A 17,367-nucleotide genomic window follows, 5' to 3' on the forward strand; every position below is an offset into this window, starting at 1 on the left:
CCGGACCGGCCGTCCCGCGTTCCACGGCCGCCCGCGCCCGCCGGCGCTCGAGACGCATTCCGTGCACGGCGCACCGGCGTGTGCGCGCGTGTCCCGTGCTGGCTCGCCGTGATCATCGGCAGGTGGCTGACCCCGTCGGCGTGCCGTCCAGCCACCTGCCGATGATCCCGGGCCGGTCTGCCCGGGCGCGAGAAGGCATTCCGTGCACCAACTGCCATCTCGGCCGCGGACCGGCCGCCTCCAGGCCCCCCAACACGACGGCGCCCGCGCCCCCTCCACGGGAGCGCGGGCGCCGTCGTCGTGCGGACCCTGCGCAGGCGTCAGGTGGCGCCGTGCGGCGACTCGAAGGCGAACTGCCGGCTGCCCATGCGCACCGCCATGCCCGGCACCAGCCGCACCGGCTGGTTGGGCACGAGCGACGACCAGGCCGGCGCCCCGGGCGGGGCCACCAGCGTGCCGTTGGCCGAACCGATGTCGACCAGCGTCACGTCCCAGCCCTCGAGCCGGATCTCGGCGTGGTGCCGGCTGACGCCGCCGGTCTGGTCGACGACCAGCAGCGGGCGCAGCTGCCCGCCCTGCACGCGCTCGTCGGTCTCCGGCTCGCGGCCGAGCAGGTAGTCCATGTCGAGGTTCACGGTGGCGCCGTTGTCGAACACCAGCAGGCCCAGCGGCGGCCGGATGCCCTCGACGAAGACGCCGGTCTGCTGCGCCATGCGGATGCCGCACAGGTTGCAGAACAGCACCCGCGGGTCGTTGAGGTGTCCCCGCGAGCAGAGGAAGCCCTTGACCTTGGGGCGGGTGTCCTCCGGCTCCTGCTGCGCGAGCGCGGCCGGCGGCTGCTCGGAGTCGAGCACCGGCAGCGGCTCCCGCGGGACCTCCTCCTCCGGCGGGGCCAGCAGCGACGCCGACAGCGCCGGCGCCGGCAGCTCGACCGGCGGGGGCGCCGGGGGCGCCACCGGCTCGGGAGCCGGGGGCGGGGCGGCCGGGGCCGGTGCCGGTGCGGCGTGCACGTGCCCCGCGTGGTCGTGGTCGTGGTCGGCGTGGTCGTGCCCGGCGTGGGCGGCGTCCTCGACGTCGCGGCCGCTGGGGGCGGGCGGCGGCAGCGGCGGGGCCGGCGCGGCGGCCACCGGCGGCACCTTGGCCGCCGCCGGCACCGGAGCACCGGGCGGGGGCGGCAGCAGCGAGCCCGGCGAGGGCAGCCGCACCAGCGCCGTCGGCGACGGGGAGTCCGGCGCCGCGACCGGCGCGGGCGCCACCGCGGGTGACAGCACCGCCGCGGCCCCCGGCACGGCCCCGGCCTCGAGGTCGGCCAGCGGGTGCGGGGCCATGTCGACCGACGCGCCGGCCGACAGCCGCAGCGGGGCCGGCGGCCAGTCGACCAGCCGGTCGAGGAACCGGGTGCCGTCCTGCAGCCGTTCGCCGTCGGCCGGGGTCAGGCGCAGGCCGAGGTCGGGCACCTCGGCGACGCCCTCCCCCACCAGCGCCACGGCCAGCCCCTCCTCGGTCGCCGCGGCGAGCGCGAACGAGGGGAGCTCGGCCACGGTGGGCAGCCAGCGGCGCAGCTCGTCGTGCAGCCGGCGGCCCGGCGCGCGGCTGCCCGCGGCCGAGACCCGGCGGCACAGCGCGACGAGCTCGCCGACCTTGGTGTCGCCGACCGGCGCGGCGGCCGGGGGCTTCGCCGGCGCCGCGCCCCAGCCGCCCAGCTTGGGAGCCGACGGCGGCGGTGCCGGGGTGGCGTCCACCCCGACGACCAGCAGGATGCCGGGCATCCGGACGACGAGGTCGTCACCGGGGGCGATCGCCACCGCGACCTGGTCGAACGGCGGCACCGTGGTCGGCGCCGGGGACGAGGACGGCGCCAGGGCGCTGTCGGCGGACATCAGATGAGCCTCCCGCCGTTGATCCGCCAGTGGATGAAGGGCACCCGCATCGGGCCGTTGGCGACCAGCCAGACCACGAGCCACGTCGTCGCGAAGTCGATGACGAAGGCCGGGCCGGGCAGTTCGTTCGGCTCGATCCACCAGACCGCGCCACCCTTGAACAGGAACCACACCAGCAGTCCCTCGGGGATGGCGGTGAGCAGGCCGAACAGGGTGGGCCAGTCCTTCTCCCACCGGAACTGCTGGATGCCGTGGTAGATGAACTCCCACAGCACGCCGAGCACGGTGACCACGAGGAGCACCGAGAAGGTGACCTTGTAGGCCGTGCCCAGCGGGGCGTCGATGGGCAGGATGGGCGTGATGATCAGGGTCCACAGGGACCCGACCACAGCCAGCAGGAAGATCCGTGTCTGGATGCGGCCGTTCAGGGTGGGCAGCACGGTCGTCTCTCTCGGGGTCGAGGGTTGCGTGGAGGGCGGCGGGTCAGATCGGCTTGTTCCGGACCCACTTCCACCACTGGCTGGTCGAGCGACCGGGGCCCAGCTTTTTGGCGAAGCCCTGCTTGATCAGGTCGTCGGCGATCTCCTGGGCCGCGATCTGCAGGCCGAAGAAGGTGTCGACGCCGGGGAACGGACCGCCGAGCGTCGCGCTGCCGGAGGCGTACATCTTGCCGCCGTTCTGCGTGCCGGTGACCTCGAAGTTGCGCTGCACGTCGAGCCGGCCCACCGGGTTGCGGGTGGCGTTGGAGTGGTCCAGTAGGTCGGCCAGGACGCGGTGCTCGCGGATGTCGGCCTCGAGACCCGTGCAGTCGATGACGGCGTCGAACGTGCCGATCTGCGGGCCCTGGTCGCTGGACACCGCCACCTCGACCAGGTCGCCGACCGGCCGCATGTTGTCGATCTGGCCGATCATGACCCGGTACCAGCCCTCGCGCCGGCCGCGGGACAGCTGCTCCTGCCAGTCGCGGCGGACGGGCGTGTTGGTGCCGCCCATCTCCTTGTAGAGCTTGGCCCGCTCCTGGCCCTCGCTCTTGCGGACCTGCTGCTTGAGCTGCCCGCCCCACACCGACTTGGGGTAGTTGAAGCCCTGGTAGGCCCAGCCGTCGGCGCCCTTGCGGCGCTTGAAGATGCCGTTGCCGTGGGGCTTGTCGATGTACGTGCGGAACAGGTGCACGATCTGGGTCTGCAGGCCCAGCCGGTCGCGGTCGTCGATGATCCGCTGCAGCACGCGGGAGGCCACGATGCCGCCACCGCGGATCAGCAGCGTGCACGGCTTGAGCTTGAGCTTCTCGTAGATGTGCTCGTGCGGCTCGTAGGCGTTGACGACCTTCGAGTAGTCGTTGTGCTCCTTGCGGTAGTTCTGCAGGTCGTCGAGGAACTTCAGACCCGGGTAGCCGACGGCGACGTGCACCCACTGGCTGCGGTAGGCGATCCGCTTGGTGGGCGCCGCGCCCTCCGGCGGCGTGAGGATGGTGAAGTACCCGCCGCCGACCCGGCGCCGCACCATCCGGACCTGGCCGTGGACGACCATCTCCGGGTAGCGGATGCGGTACATCTCCTTCTCCATCGACTCGAACGCCGCGCCCGCCTTGGGCGTGTAGTAGTTCGCGAAGATGGGCTCGACGAGGACGTTCCAGAGCTGCTTGAGGTTGCCGTGGAGGCCCTCGCGCAGGGCGTAGCTCGGGAAGCCCCAGATGTTGTCGGGGGTGGAGGAGGAGTCCGAGCGCAGCCGCTCCTGCCGGGGGATCTGCGAGACCGTGGTCAGGTACTCGTAGCTCTCCCACGGGGTCTTGAGCGGGGTCAGCACGCGGATGGCGTTGGTCGGCACCCCGCAGATGCGCAGGTAGTCGACGGTCACGAAGGACCCGATGCCGCCACCGAAGGTGACGAACGGTACGTCGATGATCGGGATGCCCGCCTCGGCCAGCATCTGGTCTGTCCAGAAGTCGCTGGCGATCAGCTGGTCGTTCAGATCACCCGGCTGGGTGGGCGCGCCGGCACCCTGGGCGTGCTGCGGCGCGATCGTGCTCTCGCTCACGGTGGGGGTTCCGTCCTCTCACGGGGAGCCGCCACTCTCGGGCGCACGCGGTACCCGTGTCAACGGGTCCATGCGCGTCGGGAGCAGTCGATGCCGAATGGTGGTCGGGGCCCGCTCGAGGGATGTCCCGAGCGGCACCGGAAGGGTCGCGCGGACCACTTGGAAGCGGCTTGCGCCGACCTTGCGCGCGAGGCCGCGCGCACTGCGTCCGCGGCCCTCACCGGCCTAGACTTCGCCGTCGTCCGACCCGCCCGGAGGGCTGCTCGTGGAGTTCGAACGGTTCGGCCCGTACCGCCTCGAGGGGCTGATCGGGCGTGGTGGCATGGGCGAGGTCTACCGCGCCTACGACACCGAGCACGACCGGGTCGTCGCGCTCAAGGTGCTCGCCGAGCACCTGGCCACCGACCGCGACTACCGGGAACGGTTCCGCCGCGAGGCGCACGCCGCCGCGCGGCTGTCCGAGCCGCACGTGGTGCCCATCCACCGGTTCGGCGAGATCGACGGCCGGCTGTTCCTCGACATGCGGCTGGTGCAGGGCCGCGACCTCGCGGCGGCCATCGCCGCCGACGGGCCGCTCTCCCCGCGCCAGGCGGTGGCGGTGATCGGTCAGGTGGCGCACGCGCTGGACGCCGCCCACGGCGCCGGCCTGGTGCACCGTGACGTCAAGCCGTCCAACGTGCTGGTCTGCGCCACCGACGAGCAGGGCGAGGTGGACGACGCGTTCGTCTACCTCGTCGACTTCGGCATCGCCCGGTCGGTCATGGACAACGAGGGACCGTCGCTGACGCGCGTGGGCTCGGCCGTCGGCTCGTTCGACTACATGGCGCCCGAGCGGTTCCTCGAGCGGCCGCTGGACGCCCGCAGCGACGTCTACTCCCTGGCCTGCGTGCTGTTCGAGGCCCTCACCGGACGCCGCCCCTTCCCCGGCACCGACCTCGCGCCGCTGATGTGGGCGCACATCAACACCCCGCCGCCGAGCGTGTCCGCGGTGCGGCCGGAAGTGCCGGCGGCCCTGGACGAGGTTGTGCAGAAGGGCCTGGCCAAGGCGCCGGAGGACCGGTGGCCCTCCGCCGGGGCCCTGGCCACGGCGGCCCGGCGGGCCCTCGTGTCGGCCGGCGTCCGGCCCGCGGCCGACGCGCCGCCACCGGTCCGGGGCACCTCCCCCGGCGACCCCGTCGGTCCCCGGACGATCGGCATGACCGGCGCCACCGCCGTCCCGCCGGCGCCCGTCGGCACCGATCCGGGTGCCGCGCCGGCGTTCCCGACCGCCGCGCCCCAGCCCTTCGCGGCGACGCCGCCCCCGGGCGGCGCCGTGCCGCCGCCGCGTGCCGTGCCGGCGCCGGCGGCCGCACCCCGCCGGTCCCGCGTGCCGGCGGTGCTCCTCGGCCTCGCCGCGTTGCTGGCGGCCGCGCTGGTGCTCGTCGTCGTCCTCGTCGAGACCGGCGGGGCCGACGCGCTGCCCACCCCGCAGGACCCGCGGCCCGGGCCGCAGCACGACGAGCTGGTCGCCGTCGTCCCGGCCGGCGTCGACCGGGAGGCGTGCCGCCCGGCGCCGCCGGCCGACGACGGCGACGTCGCGGCGGTCGACTGCGGCCCGAGCAGCAGCCAGCCCGGGCCGCGGGCCACCCGGTTCTTCCTCTACCCCGACGAGGAGACCCTGGACGCCGCGTTCACCGCCGACGTCGAGCGCCTCGGGCTGGTGGAGTTCTCGGGCGGCACCAACTGCCCGGAGTCGCAGGGGTACGGCAACTGGACGGCGAACGACCAGGTCCGCGGCCGCATCGCCTGCTACGTCGACGAGCAGAACACCGCCACGCTGATCTGGACCGAGACCGAGTTCGGCACCCAGGCGATCGTGCGGATCCGCAACGGCGGCACCGCCGGGCTGGTCTCGCTGCTCGACTGGTGGAACAACCCCGACTACTCCGACTTCGGCGGCTAGGCCGTCCCGAGGGCGCGACTCCGCGCCCCGGTCCGCTCCTTGCTCGTTCCTCGCTGCGATGCCCCCGGGGCTGTCGTCACGCGCTCCCGAACCGGCGCTGCCGGGAGGCGTACTCCTCGCACGCCGCCCACAGGTGCCGGCGGTCGAAGTCCGGCCACAGGGTGTCGAGGAACACCAGCTCGGCGTAGGCGGACTGCCAGAGCAGGAAGTTGCTGGTGCGGTTCTCCCCCGAGCTGCGCACGAACAGGTCGACGTCGGGCATGTCCGGCTCGTCGAGGAACCGGGCGACGGTCCCCTCGTCGACCTTGTCGGGGTCGAGCCGGCCGGCCGCGACCTCGCGCGCGATCGCGGCGGCGGCGTCGGCGATCTCGGCCCGGCCGCCGTAGTTCACGCACATGGTCAGGGTCAGGACGTCGTTGTCGCGGGTGAGCTCCTCGGCGATCTCGAGCTCCTTGATGACGCTGCGCCACAGCCGCGGCCGGCGGCCGGCCCACCGCACCCGCACCCCCATGGCGTGCATCTCGTCACGCCTGCGGCGGATGACGTCGCGGTTGAACCCCATGAGGAACCGGACCTCGTCGGGGCTGCGCCGCCAGTTCTCGGTGGAGAAGGCGTAGGCCGACAGCGACTGGACGCCCAGCTCGATCGCGCCCTCGACGCAGTCGAACAGCGAGGACTCCCCCGCCTCGTGGCCCTTGGTGCGTGGCAGCCCGCGCTGCTCGGCCCAGCGGCCGTTGCCGTCCATGACGAGCGCGACGTGCCGCGGGACCTTGTCCCTGGGGATGTCCGGCGGCCGCGCGCCGGACGGGTGCGGGTTCGGTGGCTGCGGCATCAGCTGCGGTCCACCAGCGCCAGCGAGCGCAGACCCCGCTCCAGGTGCCACTGCAGCAGGGCGGCGACCAGGCCGCTGCCCTCCCGGCACTGCGGCGGCAGGCTGGCCTCGGCCCGGTCCCAGTCCCCGGACAGCAGCGCGTCGAGGTGGGCGATGGTGAGCGGGTTGGGCATGCCGGCGCCGGTCGGGCGGCACGGCGGGCAGACGGTGCCGCCGGCGGGCACGGAGAAGTGCCGGTGCGGGCCCTCCTCGCCGCAGCGGGCGCAGTCGCCCAACGCGGGCTCCCAGCCGGCGACCGACATGGCCCGCAGCAGGAAGGCGTCGAGGACGAGCGGGGCGGGGTGGGTCTGCTCGGCCAGCGTCCGCAGCGCGCCGATCACGAGCAGGAACAGCCGCAGCGACGGTTCCTTCTCCTCGGCGGTGAGCCGGTCGGCGGTCTCCAGGACGGCGGTGCCGGCGGTGTAGGCCGGGTAGTCGGTGACGATCGGCTCGCCGTAGGCGCGGATGGACTCCGCCTGGCTGACGATGTCGAGGCTGCGGCCGGTGTAGAGCTGCAGGTCGACGTGGCTGAACGGCTCCAGCCGGGCGCCGAACTTGCTCTTGGTGCGGCGCACGCCCTTGGCGACGGCGCGCACCTTGCCGTGCCGGCGGGTGAGCACGGTGACGATCCGGTCGGCCTCGCCCAGCTTCTGGGTGCGGAGGACGACGCCCTCGTCGCGGTACAGCGACTTCGGAGTGGTGCTCATCAGTAGCCGAGCCGGTTCAGCTTCTTGGGGTCGTCCTGCCATTCCCCCAGGACGGTCACGTGCAGGTCGAGGTGCACCCGGGAGCCGAGCAGCTGCTCCAGCCCCGCGCGGGCCTCGGTGCCGATCCGCTTGATCATCTCGCCGCCGCGGCCGAGCAGCATCGGCTTCTGGCTCGCCCGCTCGACGTGCAGCAGTGCGCGCACCTCGACCAGCTCGGCATCGCCCTTCTTGGGGTCGGGACGGCGGATCAGCTCCTCGACCGTGACCGCCAGGGAGTGCGGCACCTCCTCGTACACCTTCTCCAGCGCCGCCTCGCGGATCAGCTCGGCGATCTGCCGCTCGACGTCGTCGTCGGTCTGCTGCTCCTCCGGGTACATCGCCGGGCCCTCGGGCAGCAGCCCGACCAGGAGGTCCTCGAGCAGCTCGACCTGGTCGCCGGCCACCGCGCTCACCGGCACGACCTCGGCGGCCTCGACCAGCTGGCTGGCCGCGACCAGCTGCTCGGCGATCTGCTTCTTGCCCGCGGCGTCGGTCTTGGTGACCACGACGACGACCGGGGCCCTGAACTCGCGCAGCTGCCGGGCGATGAACCGGTCGCCCTGGCCGACGGGCTGGTCGGCGGGGATGCAGAAGACGATCACGTCGACGTCGGCGAGGGTGTCGCGGACGACGTCGTTGAGCCGGCGGCCCAGCAGGCTGCGCGGCTTGTGCAGGCCGGGCGTGTCGACCAGCACCAGCTGGCCCCCGGGCCGGGTCACCACGCCGCGGATGGCGTGGCGGGTGGTCTGCGGCCGGTTGCTGACGATGCCGACCTTGGTGCCGACCATCGCGTTGGTGAGCGTCGTCTTGCCCGCGTTGGGGCGGCCGACCAGGCAGGCGAAGCCGCTGCGGTACGGCCGCTCCCCCTGCTCCTCGGTCACGCCGTCCAGTCTCCCACCCCGCACCGACACCTCCGCTCGCGGCGCGGGGAGCGGCTCCGCTTTCGGCGCCGGGAGCGGAGGTTGGGAAGATCGTGCGCATGGCGGGACGGGCGCGACGCGGGAACGACGAGCCACCGGTCGTGCGGGCGGCCCGCGACCGCGAGCGGCACATCTCGCAGGTGACGGCGTTCGGGTTCTTCTCCCCCCGCCGGCCCCGGCGCTCGGTCACCGTGACCCCGGCGCCGCTGCGCTACTGGCAGTACGACCCGGTGCGCTGGCCGGTCGTCGCGCTGACCCTGGCAGCGGCCGCGGCGTGGCTGGCCTTCCTCGGCTGGCGGGACGGCGCCGATGCCGTCACCGGTGAGCTGCCCCTCGTCCTCGGCCTGGTCGTGCTGGTGGTCCTGTTCTCCACCGGCCGGCTCACCGTGAGCGACTTCGGCCTGTCCACCGACATCGCCGGCCTGCGGCAGCCGTCGTCGTTCGGCGTGGTCACCCGCGGCCTGGTGCAGGACGTCGTCCGCGGGGCGCCGCCGGCGGGGTGGCCGCGGGCGAAGCGGCGGGGCGGCTGGTGGCCGGGGCGGCAGCGGGTCGCCGTCCGCCACCTGGCCGCCGACGGCGAGACCGAACGCGCGCTCACCGTGTGGGTGCGCGATCCCGAGGCGTTCGCCGAGGCGCTCGACCACCCGCTCTGACCTGGCAGGGTGCGCGGCGTGACCGACTTCGCGATGCCGCCGTCCGTGCCCCCGGGGATGCGCCTCGAGCTGTCCCGCGCGCGCCTGCTGCCCGGCGCCCAGGAGGAGACCGAGCGGTGGATGGGCATGCTGCACGACCGCTACGAGGAGTGCCTGGACACCCTCGCCGGCGAGCGGATGGTGTTCGAGGCGACGTTCCGGCGCACCGATCCCGACGGCACCGAGTGGATCTACCACGTGCAGCTCTACGGCGAGGACGGCGGCGTGCTGGACCTCGCCAACCCCGTCGACGCCGAGCACCAGGCCTACGCGGTGCGGTGCAAGGAGAAGGGCTGGGAGGAGCTGCGGCCGGTGCTCATGCTCGCGCCGCGCCCGCTGCTGCCGGCGATGGAGAAGTGGGCGCGGGACGGCGAGCTGTGAGCGCCCTCGAGGAGTACCTGGCCGGCGTCGACGAGGCGGCGCACGGGACCGTCCGGGCGCTGGACGCCGTGATCCGCCGGGTCGAGCCGGACCTCGACGTCGCGGTGAAGTACCGCCTGCTCATGTACACGCTCGACGCGACGTGGCGGCAGTGGGTGGTCGCCGTCGGTGCCAGCACGAAGGGCGTCCAGCTGCGCTTCCTGTGGGGCGTGCTCATGGACGACCCGCGATCGGTCCTGCGCGCCGGCAGCTCGACCCTCATGACGTGGGACTTCGCCTTCGGCGCCGAGGTGGACGCCGACGCCGTCGCGGCGTACGTGCGGGAGGCGCTGGCCCGGCGCGAGACCTACCTGGCGGACGCGCAGCGGATCGCCGCCGAGGCCCGGGCCAGGAACGCCTAGACCTTGAGGGCGCCGTCAGGGCCGGCGAGGAGCACCGGGGCCGACGGCGTGAGGTCGTGGACGGCGGCCAGCCCCTCCTGCTCGACCGCGTCGGCCTCCGACACGACCGCCGCCGCCTCGAGCCCGGTCACGCCGCTGGAGACCGCGGCGGCGACGGCGGCCTGCAGCGCCGAGAGCTGCAGCGACGGCAGCGCGACGCTCGCCGCGAGGTAGGTGCGGCCGTCGGTGTCGCGCACCGCCGCGCCCTCGGCAGCGCCGGTGCGGCCGCGGGCCGAACGGGCGAGGGTGATCAGCTTGGCGTCCTCGGGGTCGAGATCGGGCACGGCCCCATTCCACACCAGCGTCAGCTCTCGACGGCGGCGGGCTCCTCGGCGCGGACGGGCTCGCCCTCCTCGCCGTCCTCCGGCTCGGGCACCCGGCAGACGAGGATCGTGTCGATGCGGTTGCGGCGGCCGCCGGTGCTCTCGGCGACCAGGCGCAGCCCGTCGACCTCCGCGGCCGACCCCTCGATGGGCACCCGGCCCAGCGCGCGGGCGAGCAGACCGCCCACGGTCTCGACGTCGTCGTCCTGGGGCAGCTCGACGTGGAAGAGCTCGGCGAGGTCCTCGACCGGGAGCCGGGCGGTGACCCGGGCGGAGCCGTCGGGCAGCTGCTCGACCGGTGGCCGCTGGAAGGCGTCGTGCTCGTCGGCGATCTCGCCGACGATCTCCTCGAGGATGTCCTCGATGGTGACCAGCCCGGCGAAGCCGCCGTACTCGTCGACCACGATCGCGATGTGGATGCGCTGGGCCTGCATGTCGCGCAGCAGCTCGTCGACCGGCTTGGACTCCGGCACGAACGTGGGCCGGCGCATGAGCTCCTCGACCTTGGGCCCGTTGCGGTCCGGCAGGTTCTGCGAGCGGCGGATGAGGTCCTTGAGGTAGACCACCCCGACGACGTCGTCGACGTTCTCGCCGATCACCGGGATGCGGCTGAACCCGCTGCGCATCATGAGCGCCATCGCCTGGCGGATCGTCTTGGTGCGCTCGATCCAGACCACCTCGGTGCGCGGCACCATGACCTCGCGGGCGATGGTGTCGCCCAGCTCGAACACCGAGTGGATCATGTTCCTCTCGCCGGACTCGACGACGCCGCGCTCCTCGGCCATGTCGACCAGCTCGCGCAGCTCGACCTCGGAGGAGAACGGGCCGTCGCGGAAGCCGCGGCCGGGGGTGATCGCGTTGCCGATGAGGATCAGCAGGCTGGCGATCGGGCCGAGCACCCGGCCGAGCAGCTTCACCAGGCCGGCGGTGCCGAGCGCCACGCCGTAGGCGTGCTGGCGGCCGAGGGTGCGCGGCCCGACGCCGACGAGCACGTAGCTGACCACGGTCATGACGCCGGCCGCGACCAGCACGGTCTGCCACGTGGCGGTGAGCAGCTCGGCGACGATCACCGTGACCAGGACGGCGGCGACCATCTCGCAGACGACCCGCAGCAGCAGGAGCAGCGAGACGTGGCGGGCCCGCTCGCCGAGGACCTCCTCGAGGGAGGCGGCGCGCTTGACCCCTTCGCGGCGCATCTCCTCGACGCGGGCCTTGGACACCCGCTGGAGGGCGGCGTCCATCGCGCCGAAGAGGCCGGCCAGCGGGACCAGGAGGACGGCGATCACCAGCAGGGTGATCGCACCCGCGGTCATCGGGGCCCCGTCTCCCGGTTCACGGCCTCACCGGTGACCGGCTCCCGCGGTGCGGAGCGCCAGCCGTCGATCAGCTTCTGCTGGAGGCCGAACATCTCCTTCTCCTCCTCGGGCTCCATGTGGTCGTAGCCGAGCAGGTGCAGCACGCCGTGGGTGGCCAGCAGCACCAGCTCGTCGTCCATGGAGTGGCCGGCCGCGCGGGCCTGCCGGACGGCGACGGAGGGGCACAGCACGATGTCGCCCAGCAGCGCCGGCCCGGGATCGGGGTCGTCGGGCCGGCCGGTGTCCAGCTCGTCCATGGGGAACGCGAGCACGTCGGTCGGGCCCTTCTCGCCCATCCACCGCTCGTGCAGCGTGCTCATGTAGTCGGCGTCGACGCACAGCACCGACAGCTCGGCCAGCGGGTTCACCTTCATCTCGCCGAGCACGAACCGGCAGACGCCCGCCAGCTCGGCCTCGTCGACGGCGATCTCGCTCTCGTTGGAGACCTCGACCGGCACGGCCCTCAGCTCCCCTGCCGGCGCGGGCGCGGGCCGCGCACCGGTGGCCCGGCCGCGGGTCGCGTCTGCTGGTTGGCGGCGTCCCAGCGCTCGTAGGCGTCGACGATGTCGCCGACCAGCCGGTGGCGGACGACGTCGGAGCTGGTCAGGTTCGCGAAGTGGACGTCGTCGATGCCGTCGAGGATCTCGCGGACGATCTTCAGGCCGCTCTGCGCGCCGCCGGGGAGGTCGACCTGCGTGATGTCGCCGGTGACCACGATCTTCGACCCGAATCCCAGACGCGTCAGAAACATCTTCATCTGCTCGGCCGTGGTGTTCTGGGCTTCGTCAAGAATGACGAATGCATCATTGAGCGTCCTACCCCGCATGTACGCTAATGGCGCTACCTCAATGGTCCCCGCTTGCATCAATCGCGGAATTGACTCGGGGTCGACCATGTCGTGCAGCGCGTCGTACAGCGGCCGCAGGTAGGGGTCGATCTTCTCGCTCAGCGTGCCGGGCAGGTAGCCGAGCCGCTCGCCGGCCTCGACCGCGGGCCGGGTCAGGATGATCCGGTTGACCTGCTTGGTCTGCAGCGCCTGCACGGCCTTGGCCATGGCCAGGTAGGTCTTGCCGGTACCGGCCGGGCCGATGCCGAACACGATGGTGTGTGCGTCGATCGCGTCGACGTAGCGCTTCTGGTTCAGCGTCTTGGGCCGGATCGTGCGGCCCCGGCGGCTGATGATGTCGAGGCTCAGGACGTCGGCCGGCCGCTCGGAGCCGCCGCTCCTGAGCATGCCGATGACCCGGCGCACCGAGTCGGGGCGCAGCTGCTGGCCGGTGCCGAGCAGCGCGATGAGCTCGTCGAAGACGCGGACGGCGAAGGCGTTGTCGGCGGGCTGCCCGGTCACGGCGATCTCGTTGCCGCGGACGTGGACGTCGGCGTCGACCTCGGCCTCGACCAGGCGGAGGAGCTCGTCGCCGGAGCCCAGCAGGGCGACCATGGAGACGGATTCGGGGACGGTGATGGTGGTCCGGACGGCGGCCGGCTGCGCGGGCGCAGGACCGGATGCGGCGTCGTCCGTGGCGGCTGCCTGCGCCGAGGCCTCACGCGACGTGGGGCCGTGCACGGCGGGCGTGCCAGAGGAGGTGTCGGGCAAGAACCCTCGACCCTGCCTTCCTGCAAGGGGTTGCGGACCCGGACGAGTCTACCCGCGCCGGCCGACGCGAACCGCTGGTCTACCCGTCCGGGGCACGCGATCCCGGCAGGTCAGCGCCCTGTGTAGGTGGCCTTGCCCGGTCCGTCGGCGAGGAAGGAGCGGACGGCGCCCTTGAGGTCCTCGGTGGCGAAGAGCGCACCCGACAGCGAGGGGGTCAGCTCGTCGGCGGCCCGGACGCCGTCGCGGACCGCGGCGTTGACCAGCCTCTTCGTCGCCGCGTGGGCCACGGTCGGGCCGGCGGCGACCCGGCGGGCGTAGTCGCGGGCCGCCTCGGCGAAGCCCTCGTCGGGCAGCACGCGGTTGACCACGTTCCAGTCGGCGAGCGTGGCCGCCGGGTACCACTCGCCGGTGAAGATGAGCTCCTTGGCCCGTGCCGGGCCGGCCCGCTCGGCCAGCCGCTGCGGGCCGCCCATCGACGGGGTGAGCCCGACGACGACCTCCACCAGCCCGAACTTCGCCTTCTCGGCGGCCAGGACGATGTCGCAGGCCAGGGACAGCTCGAAGGCGGCGGTCAGGGTGAGCCCGTGCGCCGCGAAGACGGTGGGCACCGGCAGGGCCTCGAGGGTGTGCGCCAGCCGCAGCAGCCGCACCCACAGCGCGGTCCCCCGCGCGACGCCGTTCGGCGACTGCGCGATCTCGTCGAAGTGGTGCACGTCGACGCCGCCGGAGACGACCTTGCCGCACGCCTCGAGCAGGACCGCCCGCGCCCGGTCGGGCCGGCCGGGGTCGGTCAGCTCGACCAGCTCGGCGACCGCCCGTTCGTAGCCGGCGAACACCGCCTCGTCGAAGAGGTTCAGCGGCGGGGAGTCCAGGACGACGACGGCGACGGCGCCGTCCCTCTCGATGCGCACCGGGTCGGTCATGGCCCGAGCCTGTCAGGGCCGCGCCGGAGGACGCACCCGGGGTGCGTTCGCGGCGCTAGCGTCCCGCGCGTGGCCGGCGTGTACCGCTCCGACGAGGGCCGCGAGCGGCTGCAGGCCTGGTGCGCCGACCGGCTCGCCGCCTGGCCCGTGCCGCACGGGCGGACGACGCTGGAGACCACCACGGGTGCCACCCACCTCCTGGTGACCGGCGAGGGGCCCCGGACGTTCGTCCTCCTGCCCGGGACCCACTTCAACGCCGCGACCAGCCTGCGCCTGGTCGCGGAACTGCGGGCGCACGGCCAGGTGGTCGTCCCGGACCTGCCCGGCCAGCCGGGGCTGAGCACGGCGGAACGGCCGGGGCCCGATCGGATGGCCGCGTACGGACGGTGGGTCGACCAGGTGGTCGCCCGGGTGCGGGAGGACGGCGCCGGCCAGCTCGTGCTGGTCGGGCACTCCCTGGGCGCCGCCGTCGCCCTGTGCGCGACGCCCGGCGCGGTCGACCGCCTCGTGCTGGTCGATCCCGCGGGCTTCGTGCCGGCCCGGGTGTCCCCGGTCGTGCTCGCCGTGACCCTGCGGTGGCTCGTCCGGCCCTCGCCGCGCAGCGCCGCAGCGCTCGCCGGCCGGATGTCCGGCCCCGGGCACGCGCCGAGGCCCGAGCTGGTCGAGTGGCTGGCCCTGGTCGCGCGGCACGTGCACGCCGCGGGGGCGCCGGGTCCCCTCCCGCGCGAGGTGACCGACCGGTGGCGTGGGGTGCCGCGGGTGGTCGTCGCCGGCGCCCACGACTGCTTCTTCCGCCCCGAGGCGCTGGCGGCGGTCGTCGCCGACCGCCTGGGCGACGACCTCGTCGTCCTCGACGACCTCGGGCACCTCGGCCCCGAGGAAGACCCCTACCGTCTGGCTGCGCTGGTCGCCGGGTGATCAGCCGGGCGGCCAGCCCAGCCCCCGGCCGCCCAGCACGTGCAGGTGCAGGTGGTCGACCGACTGGCCGGCCTGCGGGCCGGTGTTCGTGACCACGCGGTAGCCCGGCTCGACGCCGCCGTCGGCCACGAGCCCCTCCTGCTGCGCCACCGCGTGCGCGGCCCGCGCGACCTCGCCGAGGAGGTCCGCGTCGGCGGCGGCGAGGGCGCCCAGGTTGCGGTGGTGCTCCTTCGGGATCACCAGCACGTGGGTGGGGGCCTGCGGGTTGATGTCGCGGAAGGCCAGCACGCGGTCGGTCTCGTGGACGACGTCCGCGGGGATCTCCCCCGCGACCATGCGGCAGAACAGGCAGTCGCTCACGCCCGCGACCCTATAAGGACCCCTGTCCTCCCCACCCCTCGCAAGCCCGGGGCGGGCCCCTGGACAGGGGCCGTTCCGCGTCAGGCCCAGCGGACCTTGACGCTCAGCGCGGCGAGGGCGGCGGCGCCGGCGGTGGAGGTCCGCAGCACCTCCGGGCCCAACCGGACCGGCTCGGCGCCCGCGGCGCGGAAGGCGACGATCTCGCCGTCGGTCAGCCCGCCCTCGGGGCCCACCACGACGGCGATGGTCCCCTGCCGCGGCGCCGGCACCTCGGCCAGCGGACGGCGGGCCTGCTCGTGCAGCACCAGCGCCAGGTCGGCGTCGGCGAGCAGCCCGCAGACCTGCCGGGTGGTCATCGGCCCGGTCACCTCGGGGACCCGCGGCCGGCGTGACTGCTTCGTGGCCGCCCGCGCCGCGGCCCGCCACTTGGCCAGGCCCTTGTCGACGCGGTCCTCCCGCCAGCGGGTGACGCAGCGCGACGCCGTCCACGGCACGATCCGGTCGACGCCCAGCTCGGTGGCCAGGTCGACGGCGAGCGGGCCGCGGTCGCCCTTCGGCAGCGCCTGCACCAGCACCAGCTCCGGCTGCGGGGCCGGCACCTCGTGGCGGGCGCGCACCCGCACCCGCAGGCCCTCCGGCCCGGCGGCGACGACGTCGCCCTCGGCCACCAGCCCGCGGCCGTCGCCGACCCGGACCGTCTCCCCCGGCGCCAGGCGCAGCACGTCGACCGCGTGCCGGCCCTCCGCGCCCCCGACGAGCAGCTCCTCGGTGTCGGGCAGCTCGTCGAGCAGGAACAGCGGGGCGCCGTCGAGCTCGGGCGCGCCGGTGTCGGCCGTCATGCGTGCCCGTTCCACGCGTCGCGGACGCGGGAGAAGAAGCCCTGCTGGCTCTCGCGGGTGGAGCCGGCGGTGTCCTCGCCGCGCAGCGTGGCCAGCTCGCGCAGCAGCTTCTCCTGCTCGGCGTCGAGCTTGGTCGGCGTCTGCACCTCGACGTGCACCAGCAGGTTGCCCCGGCCGGTGGCCCGCAGCCGCGGGGCGCCCTGCGCGCGCAGCGTGAGCACGCTGCCGGACTGCGTGCCGGGCTTGATGTCGAGCTCGGTCTCGCCGTCGAGCGTGGTCAGGTTCAGCGTGGTGCCCAGCGCCGCCGAGGTCATGGGCAGGGTGACCCGGCAGTGCAGGTCCTCGCCGTCGCGGGTGAACACCGCGTGCGGCCGCTCGTGGATCTCCACGTACAGGTCGCCGGCCGGGCCGCCGCCGGGGCCGACCTCGCCGTGCCCGGTGAGCCGGATGCGCATGCCGTCCTCGACCCCCGCCGGCACCTTCACCGGGATGGTCCGGCGGGCGCGCACGCGGCCGTCGCCGGCGCACTGCGGGCACGGCTCCGGGATGACCTGCCCGGTGCCGGCGCAGGTCGGGCAGGTGCGGCTGGAGACGACCTGGCCGAGGAACGAGCGCTGCACGCTCTGCACCTCGCCGCGGCCGGAGCAGGTGGTGCAGGTGGTCGGGTGCGTGCCGGGCGCGGTGCCGGCGCCGCTGCAGGTGGTGCAGAGCACCGCCGTGTCGACGGTGAGCTCCTTGGTCGTGCCGAAGACGGTCTCGTCGAGGTCGAGCTCGACCCGGATGAGGGCGTCGCCGCCGGCGCGCACGCGGCTGCGCGGACCGCGCGTGGCGGCACCGCCGCCGAAGAAGGCGTCCATGATGTCGCCGAGGCCGCCGAAGCCGGCGCCGAACGGGTTGCCCCCGCCCGCACCCGCACCGGCGGTGTCGAACGGGTCGCCGCCGAGGTCGACGATGCGGCGCTTGTCCGGGTCGGTCAGCGCCTGGTAGGCGCGGTTGACCTCCTGGAAGCGCTCCTTGGCCGCGGGGTCGGGGTTGACGTCGGGGTGCAGGTCACGGGCCAGCCGCCGGTAGGCGCGCTTGATCTCGTTGTCCGTCGCGCCCCGGGCGAGCCCCAGAACGGCGTAGTAGTCGGTCGGCAAGTCT

General features: G+C 74.2%; 19 protein-coding genes. 5 read left to right on the forward strand and 14 right to left on the reverse strand.

Going from position 1 to position 17,367, the window contains the following annotated elements:
* Nucleotides 1-320: 320 nt before the first annotated feature.
* From ACI8AF_RS02660 to ACI8AF_RS02670, 3 genes are read right to left on the reverse strand one after another with little or no spacing between them, the layout of a single operon-like run.
* Complete coding sequence (locus ACI8AF_RS02660; RefSeq protein WP_456538110.1) at nt 321-1,880, reverse strand: FHA domain-containing protein; 1,560 nt, start codon at nt 1,878-1,880, stop codon at nt 321-323.
* A complete protein-coding gene (locus ACI8AF_RS02665; protein WP_456538111.1) occupies nt 1,880-2,320 on the reverse strand; it encodes a hypothetical protein in 441 nt (146 codons plus the stop codon). The genes ACI8AF_RS02660 and ACI8AF_RS02665 overlap by 1 nt, the downstream gene beginning before the upstream one ends.
* Before the next feature lie 43 nt (nt 2,321-2,363).
* The gene (locus ACI8AF_RS02670) at nt 2,364-3,917 is read right to left on the reverse strand and encodes a hypothetical protein (RefSeq protein WP_456538112.1); all 1,554 of its coding nucleotides are present in this window, start codon (nt 3,915-3,917) and stop codon (nt 2,364-2,366) included.
* Between the two features lie 265 nt (nt 3,918-4,182).
* Between ACI8AF_RS02670 and ACI8AF_RS02675 the strand changes: the two genes are divergently transcribed.
* Nucleotides 4,183-5,859: a protein kinase domain-containing protein gene (locus ACI8AF_RS02675; protein ID WP_456538113.1), complete on the forward strand. Its 1,677-nt coding sequence runs from the start codon at nt 4,183-4,185 to the stop codon at nt 5,857-5,859.
* 76 nt (nt 5,860-5,935) lie between these two features.
* Here the strand turns inward: ACI8AF_RS02675 and ACI8AF_RS02680 are convergent, their stop codons facing one another.
* From ACI8AF_RS02680 to era, 3 genes are read right to left on the reverse strand one after another with little or no spacing between them, the layout of a single operon-like run.
* A complete protein-coding gene (locus ACI8AF_RS02680; RefSeq protein WP_456538114.1) occupies nt 5,936-6,691 on the reverse strand; it encodes an isoprenyl transferase in 756 nt (251 codons plus the stop codon).
* Nucleotides 6,691-7,437, reverse strand: coding sequence for a DNA repair protein RecO (recO, locus tag ACI8AF_RS02685; RefSeq protein ID WP_456538115.1), 747 nt, complete (start codon nt 7,435-7,437; stop codon nt 6,691-6,693). Before recO ends, ACI8AF_RS02680 begins: the two co-directional genes overlap by 1 nt.
* A complete protein-coding gene (era, locus tag ACI8AF_RS02690; RefSeq protein ID WP_456538116.1) occupies nt 7,437-8,357 on the reverse strand; it encodes a GTPase Era in 921 nt (306 codons plus the stop codon). The genes recO and era overlap by 1 nt, the downstream gene beginning before the upstream one ends.
* 98 nt (nt 8,358-8,455) lie before the next feature.
* Here era and ACI8AF_RS02695 point away from each other — a divergent pair, with 98 nt between their 5' ends.
* Genes ACI8AF_RS02695 through ACI8AF_RS02705 form a run of 3 tightly spaced genes read left to right on the forward strand, consistent with a single transcriptional unit; the run spans nt 8,456 to nt 9,870 of the window.
* The gene (locus tag ACI8AF_RS02695; RefSeq protein ID WP_456538117.1) at nt 8,456-9,049 is read left to right on the forward strand and encodes a hypothetical protein; all 594 of its coding nucleotides are present in this window, start codon (nt 8,456-8,458) and stop codon (nt 9,047-9,049) included.
* Nucleotides 9,050-9,067: 18 nt separating this feature from the next.
* The gene (locus ACI8AF_RS02700) at nt 9,068-9,469 is read left to right on the forward strand and encodes a DUF6176 family protein (protein ID WP_456538118.1); all 402 of its coding nucleotides are present in this window, start codon (nt 9,068-9,070) and stop codon (nt 9,467-9,469) included.
* On the forward strand, nt 9,466-9,870 hold the full coding sequence (locus tag ACI8AF_RS02705; RefSeq protein WP_456538119.1) for a DUF1801 domain-containing protein: 405 nt from the start codon (nt 9,466-9,468) through the stop codon (nt 9,868-9,870). Before ACI8AF_RS02700 ends, ACI8AF_RS02705 begins: the two co-directional genes overlap by 4 nt.
* Here ACI8AF_RS02705 and ACI8AF_RS02710 read toward each other — a convergent pair.
* The 5 genes from ACI8AF_RS02710 to ACI8AF_RS02730 all read right to left on the reverse strand — a co-directional run bounded on the left by ACI8AF_RS02710 (nt 9,867) and on the right by ACI8AF_RS02730 (nt 14,107).
* The gene (locus tag ACI8AF_RS02710; RefSeq protein ID WP_456538120.1) at nt 9,867-10,193 is read right to left on the reverse strand and encodes a cytidine deaminase; all 327 of its coding nucleotides are present in this window, start codon (nt 10,191-10,193) and stop codon (nt 9,867-9,869) included. The genes ACI8AF_RS02705 and ACI8AF_RS02710 overlap by 4 nt on opposite strands.
* Nucleotides 10,194-10,213: 20 nt before the next feature.
* Complete coding sequence (locus ACI8AF_RS02715) at nt 10,214-11,545, reverse strand: hemolysin family protein (protein WP_456538121.1); 1,332 nt, start codon at nt 11,543-11,545, stop codon at nt 10,214-10,216.
* Nucleotides 11,542-12,045, reverse strand: coding sequence for an rRNA maturation RNase YbeY (gene ybeY / locus ACI8AF_RS02720; protein ID WP_456538122.1), 504 nt, complete (start codon nt 12,043-12,045; stop codon nt 11,542-11,544). The genes ACI8AF_RS02715 and ybeY overlap by 4 nt, the downstream gene beginning before the upstream one ends.
* A gap of 5 nt (nt 12,046-12,050) precedes the next feature.
* Nucleotides 12,051-13,184: a PhoH family protein gene (locus tag ACI8AF_RS02725; RefSeq protein WP_456538123.1), complete on the reverse strand. Its 1,134-nt coding sequence runs from the start codon at nt 13,182-13,184 to the stop codon at nt 12,051-12,053.
* Nucleotides 13,185-13,294: 110 nt separating this feature from the next.
* Nucleotides 13,295-14,107, reverse strand: a complete 813-nt coding sequence (locus ACI8AF_RS02730; protein ID WP_456538124.1) for an enoyl-CoA hydratase/isomerase family protein — start codon at nt 14,105-14,107, stop codon at nt 13,295-13,297.
* A 69-nt stretch (nt 14,108-14,176) separates the two neighbouring features.
* On the opposite strand from ACI8AF_RS02730, the gene ACI8AF_RS02735 reads away from it, so the two are divergent.
* On the forward strand, nt 14,177-15,025 hold the full coding sequence (locus ACI8AF_RS02735) for an alpha/beta fold hydrolase (RefSeq protein WP_456538125.1): 849 nt from the start codon (nt 14,177-14,179) through the stop codon (nt 15,023-15,025).
* On the opposite strand, the gene ACI8AF_RS02740 is transcribed toward ACI8AF_RS02735, so the two are convergent.
* The 3 genes from ACI8AF_RS02740 to dnaJ all read right to left on the reverse strand — a co-directional run bounded on the left by ACI8AF_RS02740 (nt 15,026) and on the right by dnaJ (nt 17,363).
* On the reverse strand, nt 15,026-15,385 hold the full coding sequence (locus ACI8AF_RS02740; protein ID WP_456538126.1) for a histidine triad nucleotide-binding protein: 360 nt from the start codon (nt 15,383-15,385) through the stop codon (nt 15,026-15,028).
* Between the two features lie 80 nt (nt 15,386-15,465).
* Nucleotides 15,466-16,224 carry a 16S rRNA (uracil(1498)-N(3))-methyltransferase gene (locus tag ACI8AF_RS02745; RefSeq protein ID WP_456538127.1) on the reverse strand — a complete coding sequence of 253 codons (759 nt, stop codon included), beginning with the start codon at nt 16,222-16,224 and terminating at the stop codon, nt 15,466-15,468.
* Nucleotides 16,221-17,363, reverse strand: coding sequence for a molecular chaperone DnaJ (dnaJ, locus tag ACI8AF_RS02750; protein WP_456538128.1), 1,143 nt, complete (start codon nt 17,361-17,363; stop codon nt 16,221-16,223). The genes ACI8AF_RS02745 and dnaJ overlap by 4 nt, the downstream gene beginning before the upstream one ends.
* Nucleotides 17,364-17,367: the final 4 nt, after the last annotated feature.

This window comes from Blastococcus sp. SYSU D00669, assembly GCF_054050715.1.

Excerpts from the sequence above, each read along its gene's own strand:
- ACI8AF_RS02660 (WP_456538110.1), bottom strand. The coding sequence starts at position 1,880 with ATGTCCGCCGACAGCGCCCTGGCGCCGTCCTCGTCCCCGGCGCCGACC.
- ACI8AF_RS02680 (WP_456538114.1), bottom strand. The coding sequence starts at position 6,691 with ATGCCGCAGCCACCGAACCCGCACCCGTCCGGCGCGCGGCCGCCGGAC.
- recO (WP_456538115.1), bottom strand. The coding sequence starts at position 7,437 with ATGAGCACCACTCCGAAGTCGCTGTACCGCGACGAGGGCGTCGTCCTC.
- ACI8AF_RS02695 (WP_456538117.1), top strand. The coding sequence starts at position 8,456 with ATGGCGGGACGGGCGCGACGCGGGAACGACGAGCCACCGGTCGTGCGG.
- ACI8AF_RS02715 (WP_456538121.1), bottom strand. The coding sequence starts at position 11,545 with ATGACCGCGGGTGCGATCACCCTGCTGGTGATCGCCGTCCTCCTGGTC.
- ACI8AF_RS02730 (WP_456538124.1), bottom strand. The coding sequence starts at position 14,107 with ATGACCGACCCGGTGCGCATCGAGAGGGACGGCGCCGTCGCCGTCGTC.
- ACI8AF_RS02745 (WP_456538127.1), bottom strand. The coding sequence starts at position 16,224 with ATGACGGCCGACACCGGCGCGCCCGAGCTCGACGGCGCCCCGCTGTTC.